This window comes from Acinetobacter sp. 228, assembly GCF_048147885.1.
The window spans coordinates 109860-127181 of sequence record NZ_JAYWYV010000009.1; the positions used below are offsets into that span (position 1 = coordinate 109860).

A 17322-nucleotide genomic window follows, 5' to 3' on the forward strand; every position below is an offset into this window, starting at 1 on the left:
GCTCACTTGAAAATGCAAGTGAATTTATACAAGTTTCAACTGAATGCTCTCACTTGCCCCCTGCTAAAGCTTTTGAATCCGGTCTCTTAAGAACGGTAAATGTCGCCGGCTCACTGCTAAACGGTCGTCCAGTTCACGACAACGTACCTGATACTGACCTGAACTCACCACTTCCAGACCATCCAGATAATGCACCGAGATCAAGGCATTACGATGAATCCGGATAAACTGGTCCCCAAACTCCTGCTCTAGCTCCTTTAAGGTTTCATCAATCAGTACACTGCCATTTTTATGACGTACAGTGACATATTTCTGATCTGCCAGAAAATAATAGATATTTTCAACTGGCACCAATTCCACACCACGATAGGTCTTTGCCGCAATCTGCTGGCGGCTGATATTGATTTCTTCCATATTTTCTTTTTGTTTTAGTTGGCTCATTTGAGCTTGGGTAAGTTTAGTTAAGTGCTCTAAAACCTGTGCCAATTCCTGTTGCATCACCGGTTTAAGCAAATAGCCTTCGGCATTTGATTTAAATGCATCCAGCGCATGTTGGTCATAAGCCGTACAAAAGACAATGGCCGGCATTGGATCCAGTTGACGCAAATGTTGCGCACAAGCCAGTCCATTCATTTCAGGCATTTGAATATCTAATAAAATGACATCGGGTTCGTACTGGTGAGCCAGATCAATCGCCTCACGACCATGGCTTGCTGTCGCCACCACATCATGCCCCAGCTGAGAGACCAACCGTGATAAACGCTCGACGGCCAGAGGCTCATCATCACAAATCAGGATGTCCATTTCTCCTCCTTCCCCAGTTAACATTATCAAATCAATGATAAAGCCAACTGCGATTTCTTTGATTTATTTTTATTTATATTGATATCGCACTACCGTCGTAAACATCCCTTCGCCGGCAAAGGTCTGAAAAGTCACACTGGATCCGTAATAAGCTTGCAGACGCTGTCTGACATTTTCTATTGCAATACCATGTCCCTTTTTTAAAGTTTTATTATCCTGTGCATAAGGGTTGGTTATGATGATATTAATTTGATTTTGCAATATTTCAACCAATATGCTTATGGTACTCTTTGTGAGAATTTTTTCAACTCCATGGAAAATACTATTTTCTAGCAAAGGTTGTAAAGTTAATAATGGAATTTGAACTTGTGAGTATAAGTCTTTGTTTTCTAACTTCCATTCTACCTGTAAGCGTTCACCTAGACGGATCTGCTCAATCTCCAGATAACGCTGGCACAGATCAATTTCCTCCTGCAGGCTGACCAGTTTTAACTCCTGAAAACTGGCGCGAAACAGCCGTGACAAATTCAACAGCATGTGCTCGGCTTTATCCGGATCAATACTGATCAGGCTGAGCACACTGTTCATGCTGTTAAACAGAAAATGCGGCTGAATCCGCGCCTGCATGGCCTGAATCCGGGCATTCAGCTCACTATGTTGTTGCTGCTCCCATTGCTCACGCAAATAAAGATAGCGAAAACAGAAAGTTCCCAGCAAAATTCCCAGACTTAAATGGAGTCCGGCCTGATCCAGAACAATTGCCAGGTTTAAATCCTGAAAATTAAAATTCTGCCCAAAATGTATCAAAATATTCAGATTCACTGTGGTCAGCAGCACAATTGCCTGTAACAGTAAAAATCCGGAAATTAACGCCAGCTTAATGCCCATACGCTGAAAGGCTTGATGGAACAATTCTACCAATGCTGCAAAACATAACAGCACCCAGTTGATATACAGGATATATTGCAGCAGGTGCATTCCATTCAAAGCCTGCCAAGATTGTGCTTCTGCGAGCGCTAAAATCATGGCCAGAATATTGCCGCCAACAAAGAGTTCCAGCAAATAGTGCAAATTGCCGATCTGGCTAAAAAAATAGGAATTTTGCGTCTGTTCGTTTATCGATGCGAAAGATTGAGCAGATGTGACTTCGGCAATGGGCTTTGAATTTGTTATACTCTTTTTCGTTCTACTGCTTTTAATCTGATTGAGCCGACATGACCACATCTTCTAATTCCTCTAATCCATCACACGCCCAGACTTCGGGTATGTGGGGCGGTCGTTTCTCTGAAGCGACTGATGCTTTTGTTGCTGAATTTACAGCATCTGTTCAATTTGACCAACGTTTTTATAAACAAGATATTGCAGGCTCGATTGCGCATGCAACCATGCTGGCAAAAGTAGGCGTACTGACCGATCAAGAACGCGATGACATTATTGAAGGTCTGACTGCAATTCAAGCCGATATTGAAGCAGGCAAATTCGAATGGCGCATTGATTTAGAAGATGTACACATGAACATTGAGTCACGCCTGACTCAGCGTATCGGTATTACTGGTAAAAAATTGCATACTGGTCGTAGCCGTAATGACCAGGTAGCAACAGATATCCGTCTTTATGTGCGTGATGAAATTGATGCGATCTTAGAATTACTGAAAAAATTACAAAAAGGTATTTTAAGCCTGGCAGCTAAAAACACCGACACCATCATGCCAGGGTTTACTCATTTGCAAACTGCACAGCCAGTAACTTTTGGCCATCATCTCATGGCCTGGTTTGAAATGCTGGTACGTGATTCAGAGCGTCTGATTGATTGCCGTAAGCGTGTCAACCGTATGCCGCTTGGTTCTGCTGCACTTGCGGGAACGACTTATCCAATCGACCGTGCTTATACTGCTGAACTGCTAGGTTTTGAAGCGGTTGCTGAAAATTCTTTAGATGCAGTATCGGATCGTGACTTTGCAATTGAATTTAATGCTGCTGCATCTTTAATCATGATGCACTTGTCACGTATGTCTGAAGAACTGATTCTATGGACTTCGGCGCAGTTCAAATTCGTCAACATTCCAGATCGCTTCTGTACTGGCTCTTCCATCATGCCGCAGAAGAAAAACCCGGATGTACCTGAACTGGTACGTGGTAAAACCGGTCGTGTCTATGGCGATTTGATGAGCCTGCTAACTTTAATGAAAGGCCAGCCGCTAGCCTATAACAAAGACAACCAGGAAGATAAAGAACCATTGTTTGATGCCATTGATACCGTTCGCGGTTCACTCATGGCATTTGCCGACATGATTCCTGCGCTGGTTCCAAACATTACCGAAATGCGCGAAGCAGCATTACGTGGTTTCTCAACTGCGACTGATCTGGCTGATTATCTGGTGAAAAACGGCGTGGCTTTCCGTGATGCACACGAGATTGTAGGTAAAGCGGTTGCACTCGGCGTTCAGGAAGGTAAAGATCTCTCTGAACTTAGCCTTGAACAACTGCAACAGTTCTCTGACCTGATTCAGGCAGACGTATTTGAAAAAGCCCTAACCCTTGAAGCTTCGGTGAATGCCCGTAATCACATTGGTGGTACTGCACCTGCTCAGGTGGAAGCTGCGATTGCACGTGCTTACACTCGCCTAGAAAACCTTTACGCTTAAGGAAGACCGATATGTCTCGACAAGTATTTTGCCGTAAGTATCAACAAGAAATGGAAGGCTTAGACTTTGCACCCTTTCCGGGGCCAAAGGGTCAGGAACTGTTTGATAACGTGTCGAAACAGGCTTGGCAAGAATGGCTAAAACACCAGACCACGCTGATTAATGAAAAGCGTTTAAATGTGTTTGAACCTGATGCGAAAAAGTTTCTTGAAGAACAGCGTGAAAAGTTCTTTAACAATGATGAATCATTGGAAAAAGCCGAAGGTCTGAAGCCTGAGGCGTGATTTAGCGGAGCACTGCTCCGCCACGCCGCAAGACAAGTAGCTATGCTGTGCGTAGGCTTTAATTTAAAAGAATCCCTCATCTTTGGGGGATTCTTTTTTATATGTTGCTTTAAAAATTACGCAAGACAAGCGCTGAAAGCGCGCGTAGGCGTTAATCAAAAAAGAGTCTCTTTTGAGACTCTTTTTTATTTTTAACATGGCCTTTTTTTCTATAAACCAGGCGAAGTGCGCAGTATTAACAGTTAAAAAATCCTGTTACAGGCTTTTTTCTATTGATCTCCAGACTACTCCACCCCCACAATATCAACCTTTAAAATGTGTGTAGGCTCTACGCTGGAAAGATTATCTTCTCAGACTTTTCCTTATTCTAGAAGCTTTGCACTGGCATGAACTGGAATATTAAGAACAGATTAATAAAAGCACACTAAAGAAGTTATTCCTTTAGTACTGAATTTTGCTTATCCCTCTTATCTGCTTTGTAATGATGGGCCAAGAACTGAATTAGCCAAAAGCATTTTTACCTACTCTATCTGCTTAAGATAGTCAGCCACTATCCTGCTGAAAAACATTCAGATTTGTATCAAAATTAGAAATTGTAAATTCAATATACAGAGCAATCACAAAACACAACAATCTGCTACAAGAAGTCATATGATTTTGAAAAACTGGCTCTCTATAATGAGTCCTAAGAAGATGAGACATCTTTGAATAACTATAATAATAAGTAATAAATACCCCGATTTAATCCCAGTCCTTCCCCCAAAGGCTGGGTATTTTTTTACCTGTGATTTGTCCATTTTTTACTGATTCATACCCATAAAAAAAGCCCCTTTTCCAGGAGCTTTTTTATTTGGATTATTTCAATTAAGGCTGTTTCAGATATGGCCAAGCCGCTTTCAGATAAATAAACATTGACCATAAAGTGAGGACAACTGCTGTATATAGCAAGGCATATGCCAGTATTTCCAGCGGTGGCCAGTTCAGCAGGAATACGGTAATGGCGATCATCTGGAACGCTGTTTTGTATTTTCCAACAGTTGAAACCGCAACATTGGTCCGTGCACCCAATTCTGCCATCCATTCACGCAAGGCTGAAACAGTAATTTCACGGGAAATAATTACAATCGCAGCAAAAGCCATCGACATGGAAGGCTGCCATTGCACCAGTACAATCAGTGCAGCCGCCACCATTAATTTATCTGCAACCGGATCGAGAAACCGCCCAAAAGCGGAAGTCTGATTTAATGTACGTGCCAGATAGCCATCAAACCAGTCCGTTACCGCAGCCACCACAAAGATCGTGGTTAAAATGATATGCCGCGTCATATCGGGGTTATGAGCATCAAAGCCCATTGCAGGTGGCCAGTAAGCCACCAATAAAAATACCGGAATAAGAGCGATACGCGCCAAGGTCAAGATATTTGGAATATTCAGGATACGACCTGTAGTCATAGACACCGCCAATTGTTCCCCTCATGTACGATGAAAATGCACACTTTTTTAGAGGTTTGATCCATCATTAATAGGCTTCACTTTATACGAATTGACCGAAAGTGTCACTAGGCAAACACCGTCACTGTTTGTCTTGCCATCGCAATCAGGCGATTTTCGGTATCCCACAGACAAGCATGTTCTGTCGCATAACCATCTGCAGCATGATCAGTAAATACTTTATATTTAAACCAATCATGCAATTGGTGTTGCACCGGATGCACATACGTCACGGTCCAGGTCAAGCTACTTGCAGGTGCCATTTTTTTAAACATCGGTAACACCCCGGGTGGCCAGATATCAAAAATAGCCATCAGGTCTGCGACCAGAAATTCACGGTTACGATGCTTTTCGGGATGAAAACGGCACCAGCCGCTAAAGTCTGGACGAGGGCTGCCACTACAGGGCAGATTGACATCCGCCCAGGCAATTTCAAAATGGTTATAACAGTCTGGCATGCCATAACCCGCAGGAATCTGAAACAACTGCTCTGGCGCAGCAAAGTCAGGAGCTTGGGCTTGTTGCTGCACCTGAATGGCGGAATCCCGGGAAATTCCAAAACTGGCAACCAGAATACTTTGCACGGCATCATCCTGCCATAAACGTACTTCAATAGTCGTCACAGATTTACCCTGCCGCAGGATTTCAGCCGTCAACCGTACTTTGGCTTGCTGAATCGGGCCGACAAAGGTCACGCTACAACTCAGCAGATGCTTGGCAGGATCATTGATCTGTGTAACCGCTTTTTGCATCATCATCGCGGCAGCCAGACCACCATACAGGGTACGGCCCTGTAACCATCCCTGTGGAAATTCCACCCATTCCTGTTCGGCAATTTGTGCATAAAGTGCATGCAAAGACATGTTGGTCCCTCAGTAAGTCTTGATGCTTAGTATATTGGGCAAAATTCTTCAGGTTGTGAATGTCACGTGACCCAAGCGTCAATGCGCACTTTGGCCCTTGCATTTAAGTCACGCGTCATTCATGCAGTACTTTATAAATCATTCTGGCCATGACTGAACCCAGTCCCGGCACCATTTGCAGATCTTTTTCTGAGGCTTTCAGCACCCCTTGAATTCCGCCAAAATGGGTCAGCAGGTCACGACGGCGTTTTGGTCCCAGCCCCGGAATGACTTCCAACACTGATGAACCCCGTTTCTTGTCACGTTTGGCACGGTGCTTGGTAATCGCAAAACGGTGTGCTTCATCACGCACCTGCTGAATCAGATGCAGCGCCTTATGATCCTCCGGTAATTGAATTTTACTGCCATCGGTAAAGTGCAGGGTTTCCAGACCGGGCTTACGTCCCTCACCTTTGGACACACCAACCATAAAAGCATCCAGTCCCAGTTCCTGCATAACTTCCATCGCCATGTGCAATTGCCCCTTGCCACCATCAATCAGCAGCAAGTCTGGCAACAGGGCTTTTTTATAACGACGGGTCAGCGCCTGACGCATGGCAGCATAATCATCGCCCGCCTGAATATCCTGAATGGAAAACTGGCGATAATCGCGCTTGCGCGCGCCACCACTATCAAAGACCACACAGGACGCCACGGTATCTTCGCCCATGGTATGTGAAATATCGAAGCACTCGATCCGGTCTACAGGACGGCCGACCACCTGCTCCAGCTGATGAAAACGCTCATTTAATTCTATATGATTGGCTAGCTTGCCCTGAATCGCGTGCTGTACATTCATCTGCGCCAGTTCCAGCCATTCGGCCCGGGTTTCGCGGACTTTAGACTTGATCTGGATTTTCTTGCCAAAATGCTGCGACAGTGCTGCTTCCAGTTCCTTACGATCAGCCACTTCCAGATTGACAATCAGTTCAGCCGGGATTTCATCTGCCACCTGAAAATAAAAATTGGCAATAAAATCGGCCAGCATTTGCCCCAGGTCATCACTAAGCATATCCGGGAAATAACTTTTCCCACCCAGCATTTTACCGTTGCGCACATGCATGATCTGCACACAGGTCACCCCGGCCTGATAGGCAATCGACAGGATATCGGCTTCGCCTTTGAGCTTATAAATCGCCTGCTGTGACTGTACCTCTCTTAACAGCGCCATCCGGTCCCGATAGAACACCGCTTTTTCAAATTCCAGCGCTTCAGCGGCCGCTTCCATTTTTGCGATCAGTTCCTGATTCAGCTCCTTGGTATCACCCTGCAAAAAGCGGATCGAGTTATCGACATCTGCCTTATAGTCTTCCGGAGAAATAAATCCGACACAGGGCGCAGAGCAGCGTTTGATCTGGTATTGCAGACATGGCCGGGTCCGGTTGGCAAAAAAACTGTTTTCACAGGAACGCACATTGAACAGTTTTTGCAGCACCACCAGAGTATCCCGTGCCGTATAAGCACTCGGATAAGGTCCAAAAAACTTGCCCACCTGGTGCTTGCCCTTGCCACGTCCACTGGCTAAACGCGGATAGGGCTTATCTGCCGAAACAAAAATATAGACATAAGATTTGTCATCACGCAGCATGATGTTATACGGTGGATGATGCAGCTTGATCAGGTTCTGTTCCAGCAACAAGGCTTCAGTTTCAGAACGTACCACCAGAGTCTGGATATCATAAATCCGTGCCACCAAGGCCTGGGTTTTGGGATGATCCAGCGTTTTGACAAAATAGCTGGAGACCCGGTTTTTCAGGTTTTTGGCTTTACCCACATACAATAATTCGCCGTCTTTGCCATACATCCGGTAGACCCCGGGCAGGCTGGTCATATTCGCCAGGATTTTTTCAATATGGGGGCGTGCGTTTTCGTTCACCTAAAGCCTATTTTTCACCTACAATCTGCAGATATATGTGATGATTGTTGTGTCATTTTCAAGCAAAAACACAAAATTCCCCTGAAGCTGCCACCCAATCTTAAAGTTCCTGTCGGGTTATACCCCCCAATCTATAATCCTCACGACATAAACTGATTGTTAAAAGCTATAAATTTCAACCTTTAACTTTGTTATGCTCAAAAAGTCTAGTTTTGAGATGATTCGCATGACCATGCAGCAATCGGACATTCATATTGTTCAACCCTCCACCTCCACCCATAGCCTGTCTGAACGTGATCGCCTGATTGGCAAACCGCGTTTTCATTTCGAGCCAAATAATGTAATGCAGCTGCTACGTGAACGGATTATTGGGCAGGATGCAGCCCTGAATGAAATTGAAAAAATGCTGCATGTGGTCAAGGCAGATTTTTCCAGTCCGGATCGCCCTTTGTCGGTTACCTTGATGCTGGGTCCTACTGGCGTCGGTAAAACAGAAACTGTGCGTCTGATTGCCGAAGCGATCTATGGCCGCCCGGATGCCTTTTGCCGGATTGATATGAATACTCTGGCACAGGAACATTATGCAGCGGCTTTGACCGGCGCACCGCCCGGTTATGTTGGTTCTAAAGAAGGCCACAGCCTGTTTGATGAAACTGCGATTGCCGGCAGTCATACCCGTCCCGGCATCATGCTGTTTGATGAACTGGAAAAAGCCAGTAACGAGGTTATTCGTGGCTTGATGAACGTGCTGGATACTGGCCGGCTGACCTTGACAGCGGGCACCAAAACTATCGATTTTCGCAACTGTATGATCTTTATGACCAGCAATGTCGGAGCACAGGCGGCGCAGCAATATCTGGACAAACTCAGTTATCTGCCAGAAAAAATGCAGGCTCTGTGTCTGAAGCGCGTTCCCGTCCAGCGCATCATTGAAAAAGTCATGCAACGTAAATTCGACCCCGAGTTTCTGAACCGGATTGACCGCAGCCTGCATTATCAGGCGGTACAGCATGATGCCCTGCCACGTCTGGTCGAAATTGAACTGGATAAACTGAACAAGCGCTTGCAACATCAGCAACGCAGCGTGCATTTAAGCGCTTCAGCCAAAGCCTATTTCTATCAGGGCCATGATATCCGTTACGGCGCCCGGCATTTGGGCCGCAAGATGCGTACCGAACTGGAGCCAATTCTGGCGCTGTATTTTTTAAACCAGCCCGAGCAATTGAGCCTGCACCTGGACTGTATCAATGCACAGCTGGTGGTTCTGCCTGAGCAGGCAAAAGCTTAACCAGGGTAGACTCACTATCCGTTTTTATTCGGCTGGAGAGCCTGCATAAAAGCAGTCTGATTTTTGGGTGAAACCAATATAAATTTCTGCACGCCCGCATCCGTATAGTCAATCCGCAGACGCTTTAAGGACAAGGCTGGTGCAATAATAGAGTGCTCGGTGGGCTGAATGGATTGGATTGCACTTAACGGAATCTTCCAGCTTAACCACAGGCTTTTTATGGTCAATACCCCATTGTCCACCACATAGCGCGTACTCCACAGCGGCCACCACAGGATAATAATAGTCAGAATATACACAGCGGTATGCAGCGGATACTGCTGCATGGTCCCTTTGGCCTGCATGGTCAACAGCAGTTGCAGCAGCAGGCCACTCATACAAATCACAAAAGCCAGCAGCCACCAGTCTTTTTTAGAACGAAACACGTGCATCGATATCCCCCATATCCAGGTGCAGGATCATCATAAACAATTCCGGCACAGATGACAGGGCCTGGATCTGGAAGGATAACAATTATTTCAATCCAGATATCGTTTGAGCCGTGATTTTCCTGGCTACTTTCAGAAAATTCCCGTAACCAGAAATGAGATACGGCAGTTTTATTTGTGCCGATAGAAAAATCTCGACAACTACCTGAAAGCCCTGCAATCAGCCAGATTCGGCGAGAAAAATCCTGTGCTCAAGACTGAAATTGACTGAATTGACGCAGCTTAGCGAGATGCTTGCCTTGAAAATCAGTCATTCTGCTCCATATCAGTCAGGCTGATCGATGAAAAATAATGAATTGAAACAGAATCTTTGGTTCATCGGGCTATAAGAAACTGAAAGGAAAAATTATAACCGGTCGGATCAAGCCGGCAGAAATTGATGACCATTGCGTCACGGCTTGATACAACTTGTTATGTTCTTTTTGGATATAGTTATCGTAAGATTAGCGAAGTCAAAAAGTGCGCGGGACATGCGCACTTGCTTCACAACATCAACTTAGAAGTCCTCCAAAATAAAGGAGATCAGGGCATGATCCACGCTGGCAATGCCATTACCGTCCAAATGCTTGAGGACGGGATTGCAGAATTCCGCTTTGACTTACAAGGTGAGTCCGTTAACAAATTCAACCGTGCAACGATTGAAGATTTCAAGGCTGCGATTGACGCAGTTTCCGCAGCAGATATTCAGGGTTTAATCGTTACTTCAGGTAAATCTACATTTATTGTAGGTGCTGATATCACTGAATTCGGCGACAACTTTGCTCAGGGTGAACAAGCGATTGTTGACTGGGCAATGCCAGTACATGAAATTTTTAACAGCTTCGAAGACCTCGACATTCCTAAAGTGGCGGCCATTAACGGCATGGCACTGGGTGGCGGTTTCGAAATGTGCCTGGTATGTGACTACCGTGTCATGTCAGAACAAGCGCAAGTAGGCCTGCCTGAAATCAAGCTGGGTATCTTCCCGGGCTTCGGTGGTACAGTACGTTTAAGCCGTCTGATCGGTATCGATAACGCGGTAGAATGGATGGCAATGGCCAATCCTAAAAAACCTGCTGCTGCGCTGAAAGATGGTGCAGTCGATGCAGTGGTTGCTGCAGACAAATTGAAAGATGCTGCGATTGACCTGGTGAAACAGGCCATTCATGGCCGTTTAGACTGGCAAAACAAGCGTCAGGAAAAACTTGATCCGGTTAGACTGAGTCCGATCGAACAGATGATGGCGTTTAATTCATCTAAAGGTATGGTGCTGGCCAAAGCCAACCCAGCTCAATATCCTGCGCCAAAATTACTGCTGGATTCATTACAGGCGGGTGCTAGCCTGCATCGTGATGACGCGCTAAAAGCTGAAGCTGAAGGTTTTGCTAAAGCTGCAGTCACACCACAGGCAGGTGCATTAATCGGTTTGTTCCTGAATGACCAGGTAGTGAAGAAAACTTCCAAGAAATATGAACAAGGTGCACATCCCGTGAACCAGGCGGCCGTTCTCGGCGCAGGTATCATGGGTGGCGGTATTGCTTACCAGGCAGCAAGCAAAGGCACACCGATCATCATGAAAGACATCGGTAACCCGCAACTTGCCTTGGGTATGTCTGAAGCGAACAAACTGCTGACCAAGCAGGTTGAACGCAAGAAAATGAAACCGGCACAAATGGGTGAAACCCTTGCTCGCATCCGTCCTACTTTAAGCTATGACGAGTTTAAAGAAGTTGACATCGTGATCGAAGCAGTGACTGAGAACCCGAAAGTCAAAGGTATCGTACTGAAAGAAACTGAATCTAAAGTACGTGACAACACTATTATTGCGTCTAACACCTCGACGATTTCAATCACGCGTCTGGCTGAAAATCTGGAACGTCCTGAAAACTTCGTGGGCATGCACTTCTTTAACCCAGTACACATGATGCCACTGGTTGAAGTGATTCGTGGCGAGAAAACTTCTGCTGAAGCGATTGCAACGACTGTCGTGCTTGCACAGAAAATGGGTAAAACGCCAATCGTGGTCAATGACTGCCCGGGCTTCCTGGTGAACCGCGTATTATTCCCTTACTTCGGTGCATTTGACCTGTTACTTAAAGATGGTGCTGACTTCCAGCAAATCGACAAAGTAATGGAAAAATTCGGCTGGCCTATGGGTCCTGCCTACCTGATGGACGTGGTGGGTATCGACACGGGCGTGCATGGTGCAGAAGTCATGGCTGAAGGCTTCCCGGATCGCATGAAACCTGATTACAAAGGTTCGATCCAGGTGATGTATGAAAACAACCGTCTTGGTCAGAAGAACGACGTTGGTTTCTACAAGTATGAACTTGACCGTAAAGGCAAAAAAGCCAAAGTGGTTGATCCAACTGCATATGAGCTTGTGGCATCTGTTGCAACTGCGGAAAAACGTGAGTTTGACGCTCAGGAAATCATTGACCGTATGATGCTGGCTTTCTGTAATGAAACTGTTCGCTGCCTGGAAGACAATATCGTGGCAACACCTGCTGAAGCAGATATGGCAATGATCATGGGTGTTGGTTTCCCTCCATTCCGTGGTGGTCCATGCCGTTACATCGATCAAACCGGTGTAGCTGAGTATGTGGCACTTTGCAATAAATATGCACACCTTGGTAAAGCTTATGAAGCGCCAGAAATGTTGCGTGAAATGGCTGCTAACAACAAAAAATTCTACGGTTAAGGAGCAACGTGAATGGCTACTTTAAATCCACGTGACGTTGTCATCGTTGATGGCGTGCGTTCAGCAATGGGTAAATCCAAAAACGGCATGTTCCGCAATGTACGTGCCGACTCAATGTCTGCTGAGCTTGTCCGTGCCCTGTTGGTACGTAACGAATTCGACCCGAATGAAGTTGAAGACGTCATCTGGGGCTGTGTGAACCAAACCCTAGAACAAGGTATGAATATTGCCCGTAATATCGCATTACTGGCAGACTTGCCGAAGACTGTTGCAGGTCAAACGGTAAACCGTCTTTGTGGTTCGTCTATGCAGGCGATTCACACTGCGGCTGCGCAAATTGCGACGAACCAGGGTGATATCTTCATCATCGGTGGTGTTGAGCACATGGGCCATGTTGGCATGATGCACGGTATCGACCTGAACCCTGAAGCGTCTAAGCATTATGCTAAGGCGTCGAACATGATGGGTCTGACTGCTGAAATGTTGGGTCGTATGAACGGCATTACCCGTGAAGAACAGGATGCGTTTGGTGTGGAATCTCACCGCCGTGCCTGGGCTGCGACTGAAAATGGTCTGTTCGAGAACGAGATTGTTGGTATTGAAGGTCACAATGCAGATGGCTACAAAATGCTGTGTGATATCGATGAAGTGATCCGTCCGGATGCCAATATCGAAACCTTCCGTGCTTTACGCCCAGTCTTTGATCCGAAAGGCGGTACAGTGACTGCAGCAACCTCTTCAGCCTTGTCTGACGGTGCATCTGCCATGCTGCTGATGTCTGCTGAACGTGCTCAAGCTTTAGGTCTTAAACCACGTGCTGTGATTCGCTCTATGGCAGTTGCAGGTTGTGATGCTGCGATCATGGGTTACGGTCCGGTTCCAGCAACACACAAAGCACTTAAACGTGCTGGTCTTAAAATTGAAGACATGCAAACGGTTGAGTTAAACGAAGCATTTGCGGCACAAGGCTTGTCTGTTCTTAAAGGTTTAGGTCTGTATGACAAGCAAGACATCGTAAACTTAAACGGTGGCGCGATTGCATTGGGTCACCCATTGGGTTGTTCTGGTGCGCGTATCACAACAACGTTGTTAAACGTAATGGAACAACAAGATACGCAAATCGGTCTTGCGACGATGTGTATCGGCCTTGGCCAAGGTATTGCAACAGTGATCGAACGTGTTTAATTCTTAAATACCGAGATCAAAAGAAACCCCGCTTAGTGCGGGGTTTTTTATTAAAAGAAATTCTAAATTATCAGTGCTATAAGCTAGCTATGATGTCTAATTGGTTTTATAAAAATAACTTAAGCCGTATGAATGATTTCGGAGGCCACCGAAATGTACCTGAACCAACTTATCAAGTTCTTTTGAACTTGTACCTTTCTAAGCAATGTTATCCCTTTGTAATTTCAGTTGAATAATCAACCAATAAAATCCTATTTATGAATCACTTAAATTTTATATATGTATGATCAAGCCTCTTTTTTCCTATTTCCTTAAAAGGATTTATATGAACATGCTTAAAACAATGATCGCGACTGCAATCTTAGCGACTTCTGCATCTGCAATGGCAACTGAAGCTCAAGTTACACCAGCAACTGTTGTAACTAAAACAACCCAAACTGTTGCTAAAGAAACTGCTGCACCTGTACAAGCAAAAGTTGAAGCTGCTCAAGCGACTGTTGCTGCAACTCAACAAGCGGCTGAAACTAAAGCTGAAGCAGTAAAAACAGAAGCGACAACTCAAGTAGAAACAGCTCAAGCTACAGCAGAACAACACGTTGAAGCTGCGCAAACTGAAGCAGTAGAAACCAAAGACGCTGCTGCTGAAAAAGCAGAAGTAAAAGCTGAGAAAAAAGGCTGGTTCTCTTGGTTTAAAAAAGCGGCTTAGTATTTTTTTAAGCATAAAAAAGATGTCAGCCTGACATCTTTTTTTGTTTTGGATGATTTAATTCAGGAATTTAAAAAAATCCTCAATCTTCTATTCAACCTTCTGCGCTAGCATGGTGGCAAAGTGCTGTTTAATACGATGACCCTGTTCATCCACCCGATGCAGTTCGCCAACATTCTCATTGTATTTGATCAGCTTCCACCCTTCGTACAGCTCGCTTAACTGACCCGGTTTAAAACTAAATGGAAAGTCTGGCTGTACCGGAATATCGTCTGTATCCATGGCACAGACAATCAGATTATAACCACCCGGAACTGTCGCCTGCTGCATTTGTGCAATCAGCGGCGGAATGGTTTTTGCCTCAAGGAACATCATCACTACAGTACAGTAGATAAAGTCATATTGGCCTGTAATACTGGTATCCGTGTTGAGATCGCGACGCTGCGCCTGAATATGCTCAATCTGCTCCGTCTGCACAATTTGTCTTAAGGTTTGCAAACTGTTTTCATTGACATCCCAGGCATCTACTTTAAAGCCGTTCTGGCTTAAATAAAGCGCATTACGTCCTGTACCACAGCCGATATCCAGGGCACGACCACCCTTTAAATAGGGCATGGCGGCCAATACTTCAGAATGGGTAGGATTCAAATGATATTTCTTGCTGAAATAATCATCAGGCCGGCAATAAAAACGCAGCTGGCATTCGGCATCCTCACTGGCAGAGACAATTTTGTGCCATACCTCAGGCTCAATAAATGGCGGTTGCTGCTCTGGAGTAAACACATGCTCGGATTGCACCTCGCCAGATTGGTCCAGCATGGCAAAATGTACCTTACCTTTTAAGACGGTCAGTTTTGCCCAGGTGCCTGCTTTGGTATTGTGCTTATTTTTGAAACCCTGAGGAATACTCTGCTGTGTCCAGACCGGAAACTCCTTATAACATTTCAGTTCTTGCATGATTGACTTCCCTCCACTTAGCCCATATGCCACCTTTTATTGTTTAAGCAGCGGCTGTTACTTTCGAGCATAGACTGTTGATGCCGGAATTAAAATCATGCTTATGTACGCTGTGTCCATACAATAGCAAGATGAGGACTATCCAGAAAATAAAAAAAGCTGCCTGGATTTGACAGCTTCAATTCAGTAACCCGTATTGAGCAGTGGATGACAGTAATCTGGCCGACCATCCAAGACAGGTCATAACTTGTTTTCTACTGCTTTCTGGTTAGCGCTCGCGACTTGTTGCATCTGCTTGTTCAGGTCCAGAATTTCCTTGTACAGCGCATTAAACTCTTTCACCGCTTTATCGTCATAGAACATAAACATGTTATTTTTCTTTTGCCATTTATACTTTTTTAAGACTGCAAATAAAGCATCTGCCTTGGCTAAATTCTGTTTTTCGATTTCGAAAATGACATGTGCATTACTATTTTGCTGACTATCTTTCAGATTCTGGGTTAGTTGCTGGCGATAACGGTTTTTAATATCCAGTTGCTGTGCCTTGTCGATCAGCTCAGCATCACGTTGCTGGATTTTCTGCTGATAGCTGTCCATAATTTGATGGACTTGCTTAAGCATGGCTTCAGTTTCTTTATAATCTTGGGTCTGGTCCTTGGCCAAGCGGTTAATATCCAGAAAATTCTGCCAGTTGGCCGCTTTTAGATCCCGTAGATACTGATTACGTTCCTCGGCACTGTCACGCAATTGCCCCAGCATGAATTCAGCCATAATGGCATAGTCGCCCTCCAGACGGTCATCTTCCAGCTCGATCTGAATCGGTTTAGACCAGTCCTGTGCCTGCTGTGCAATACTTTCAGTTTTTTCTTCTAGTACGGTTTCATATTCCAGCAGCTCGGCCTGATGTTTTTGCTGGACAGAATGCTGATAAAACAGCCCAATAAAAATTGCCAGTGTCACAGCAGCTAAAATCATAAAAACACGCGGCATGTACACGCTCCAGTTCTATCCGTCAGATCTTGTAGATTCCTATCCACTATGCTTATTTTTTAGACACAATTCAAGATGTTCAATTTTTCCAGCAATACTTACCTATGAAGATATAACACCGATCTGGCAGGAAATTTATTTCAACTTCCTGCTTGTTTTTGATCTTTAGTTGCTGCTAAACAAGCCCGCAACTAGTAAAGTCCAATGCCGGGCACGGCTTACCTGGAAGGAGATGGCAGTGAAAGATTAAGCTGGTTCCGGTAGGAATTAAACTGCTCACGGGCAATCTGGACGGTGGTGGCATCGCGATTAATACCAAAAGGTTTCAACACCACATACAGCCCATTTCGTGGATCTGAAGACAATAAGCCCTGTGCTACAGCCAGCACATATTCCTGCAAGATCACAGGCAGGCTGTCCAGATCTGGAGGAGCAGGTGCACGCATGACATCAATATTTGCGACAAAATCAGCATCGACGCTATAAGACTGGATATCACGTTCAATTTCCATCAGGCGCATTTGCAAGGCCTGTTGTTGAGCTGCATCTTCTTGGTAAGGCACAACTTCAATCACCGCACGCAGTTCAGGTTCTGCCATTACGGTAAGCGTAGGCAGTATCACGGAATCAGATTCACTCGTAGAGCCAGCATAACCTAATAACGGTAAAGTAAAAGTCATACAGGTAGCTATCAGGCTTCGTATTATGGGTTTCAGGAGATTCATCATATTCACCCTCGTTTGGAAAAGGGAAAGCATCTGACTGAAAGCTTACAAATAATACCAGCGCCTATTGTTAAGTTTGATAAACGGTAAATGACGAATAAAAACAGCTTAAACTAAAAAAGGAAGCAATTAAAAAGATTGAAAAATTAGGAAAAATCTTGATATGACTTTAGTCCGGACAAAAAAAATCCCCAAACATGGTTTGAGGATTTTTTTGAATATGGTGGCGAGACCCAGGATCGAACTGGGGACACACGGATTTTCAATCCGTTGCTCTACCTACTGAGCTATCACGCCGATG

General features: G+C 45.1%; 15 protein-coding genes and 1 tRNA gene. 6 read left to right on the plus strand and 10 right to left on the minus strand.

The features are described 5' to 3' along the window. Positions 1-63: 63 nt before the first annotated feature. Together VXQ92_RS09075 and VXQ92_RS09080 are read right to left on the minus strand one after the other, a co-directional pair. The gene (locus VXQ92_RS09075; protein ID WP_064094990.1) at positions 64-804 is read right to left on the minus strand and encodes a LytR/AlgR family response regulator transcription factor; all 741 of its coding nucleotides are present in this window, start codon (positions 802-804) and stop codon (positions 64-66) included. 69 nt (positions 805-873) lie between these two features. Then, positions 874-2028: a sensor histidine kinase gene (locus VXQ92_RS09080; protein ID WP_416681166.1), complete on the minus strand. Its 1155-nt coding sequence runs from the start codon at positions 2026-2028 to the stop codon at positions 874-876. Here VXQ92_RS09080 and argH point away from each other — a divergent pair. Both argH and VXQ92_RS09090 read left to right on the plus strand, forming a co-directional pair. Then, a complete protein-coding gene (gene argH, locus VXQ92_RS09085) occupies positions 2019-3449 on the plus strand; it encodes an argininosuccinate lyase (protein ID WP_171486390.1) in 1431 nt (476 codons plus the stop codon). The two genes, VXQ92_RS09080 and argH, sit on opposite strands and share 10 nt — an antisense overlap. 11 nt (positions 3450-3460) lie before the next feature. Next, positions 3461-3733, plus strand: a complete 273-nt coding sequence (locus VXQ92_RS09090; RefSeq protein ID WP_064094993.1) for an oxidative damage protection protein — start codon at positions 3461-3463, stop codon at positions 3731-3733. An 864-nt stretch (positions 3734-4597) separates the two neighbouring features. On the opposite strand, the gene pgsA is transcribed toward VXQ92_RS09090, so the two are convergent. The 3 genes from pgsA to uvrC all read right to left on the minus strand — a co-directional run bounded on the left by pgsA (position 4598) and on the right by uvrC (position 8002). Further along, positions 4598-5185 (minus strand): CDP-diacylglycerol--glycerol-3-phosphate 3-phosphatidyltransferase, encoded by a 588-nt coding sequence (pgsA, locus tag VXQ92_RS09095; RefSeq protein ID WP_064094994.1) that lies wholly within the window; start codon positions 5183-5185, stop codon positions 4598-4600. 107 nt (positions 5186-5292) lie between these two features. Then, the gene (locus VXQ92_RS09100; protein WP_064094995.1) at positions 5293-6087 is read right to left on the minus strand and encodes a thioesterase family protein; all 795 of its coding nucleotides are present in this window, start codon (positions 6085-6087) and stop codon (positions 5293-5295) included. Between the two features lie 115 nt (positions 6088-6202). Then, positions 6203-8002, minus strand: coding sequence for an excinuclease ABC subunit UvrC (gene uvrC, locus VXQ92_RS09105; RefSeq protein ID WP_064094996.1), 1800 nt, complete (start codon positions 8000-8002; stop codon positions 6203-6205). A 226-nt stretch (positions 8003-8228) separates the two neighbouring features. Between uvrC and VXQ92_RS09110 the strand changes: the two genes are divergently transcribed. Next, the gene (locus tag VXQ92_RS09110; protein ID WP_416681168.1) at positions 8229-9290 is read left to right on the plus strand and encodes an AAA family ATPase; all 1062 of its coding nucleotides are present in this window, start codon (positions 8229-8231) and stop codon (positions 9288-9290) included. Between the two features lie 14 nt (positions 9291-9304). Here VXQ92_RS09110 and VXQ92_RS09115 read toward each other — a convergent pair whose 3' ends face one another. Further along, the gene (locus VXQ92_RS09115) at positions 9305-9721 is read right to left on the minus strand and encodes a PH domain-containing protein (protein WP_416681169.1); all 417 of its coding nucleotides are present in this window, start codon (positions 9719-9721) and stop codon (positions 9305-9307) included. A gap of 586 nt (positions 9722-10307) precedes the next feature. On the opposite strand from VXQ92_RS09115, the gene fadB reads away from it, so the two are divergent. The 3 genes from fadB to VXQ92_RS09130 all read left to right on the plus strand — a co-directional run bounded on the left by fadB (position 10308) and on the right by VXQ92_RS09130 (position 14349). Continuing rightward, on the plus strand, positions 10308-12458 hold the full coding sequence (fadB, locus tag VXQ92_RS09120; RefSeq protein ID WP_064094999.1) for a fatty acid oxidation complex subunit alpha FadB: 2151 nt from the start codon (positions 10308-10310) through the stop codon (positions 12456-12458). A 12-nt stretch (positions 12459-12470) separates the two neighbouring features. Continuing rightward, positions 12471-13643, plus strand: coding sequence for an acetyl-CoA C-acyltransferase FadA (fadA, locus tag VXQ92_RS09125; RefSeq protein ID WP_064095000.1), 1173 nt, complete (start codon positions 12471-12473; stop codon positions 13641-13643). A gap of 325 nt (positions 13644-13968) precedes the next feature. Beyond that, positions 13969-14349 carry a hypothetical protein gene (locus tag VXQ92_RS09130; RefSeq protein WP_064095001.1) on the plus strand — a complete coding sequence of 127 codons (381 nt, stop codon included), beginning with the start codon at positions 13969-13971 and terminating at the stop codon, positions 14347-14349. A 90-nt stretch (positions 14350-14439) separates the two neighbouring features. On the opposite strand, the gene tehB is transcribed toward VXQ92_RS09130, so the two are convergent. The 4 genes from tehB to VXQ92_RS09150 form a co-directional block, all read right to left on the minus strand. Next, entirely contained in the window at positions 14440-15306 is an 867-nt protein-coding gene (gene tehB, locus VXQ92_RS09135; RefSeq protein ID WP_064095002.1) for an SAM-dependent methyltransferase TehB, read from the minus strand. A gap of 240 nt (positions 15307-15546) precedes the next feature. Then, a complete protein-coding gene (locus tag VXQ92_RS09140; protein ID WP_064102634.1) occupies positions 15547-16296 on the minus strand; it encodes a hypothetical protein in 750 nt (249 codons plus the stop codon). 218 nt (positions 16297-16514) lie between these two features. Then, positions 16515-17021 (minus strand): hypothetical protein, encoded by a 507-nt coding sequence (locus VXQ92_RS09145; RefSeq protein WP_416681175.1) that lies wholly within the window; start codon positions 17019-17021, stop codon positions 16515-16517. A 221-nt stretch (positions 17022-17242) separates the two neighbouring features. Then, positions 17243-17318 (minus strand) — tRNA-Phe (locus VXQ92_RS09150). Positions 17319-17322: the final 4 nt, after the last annotated feature.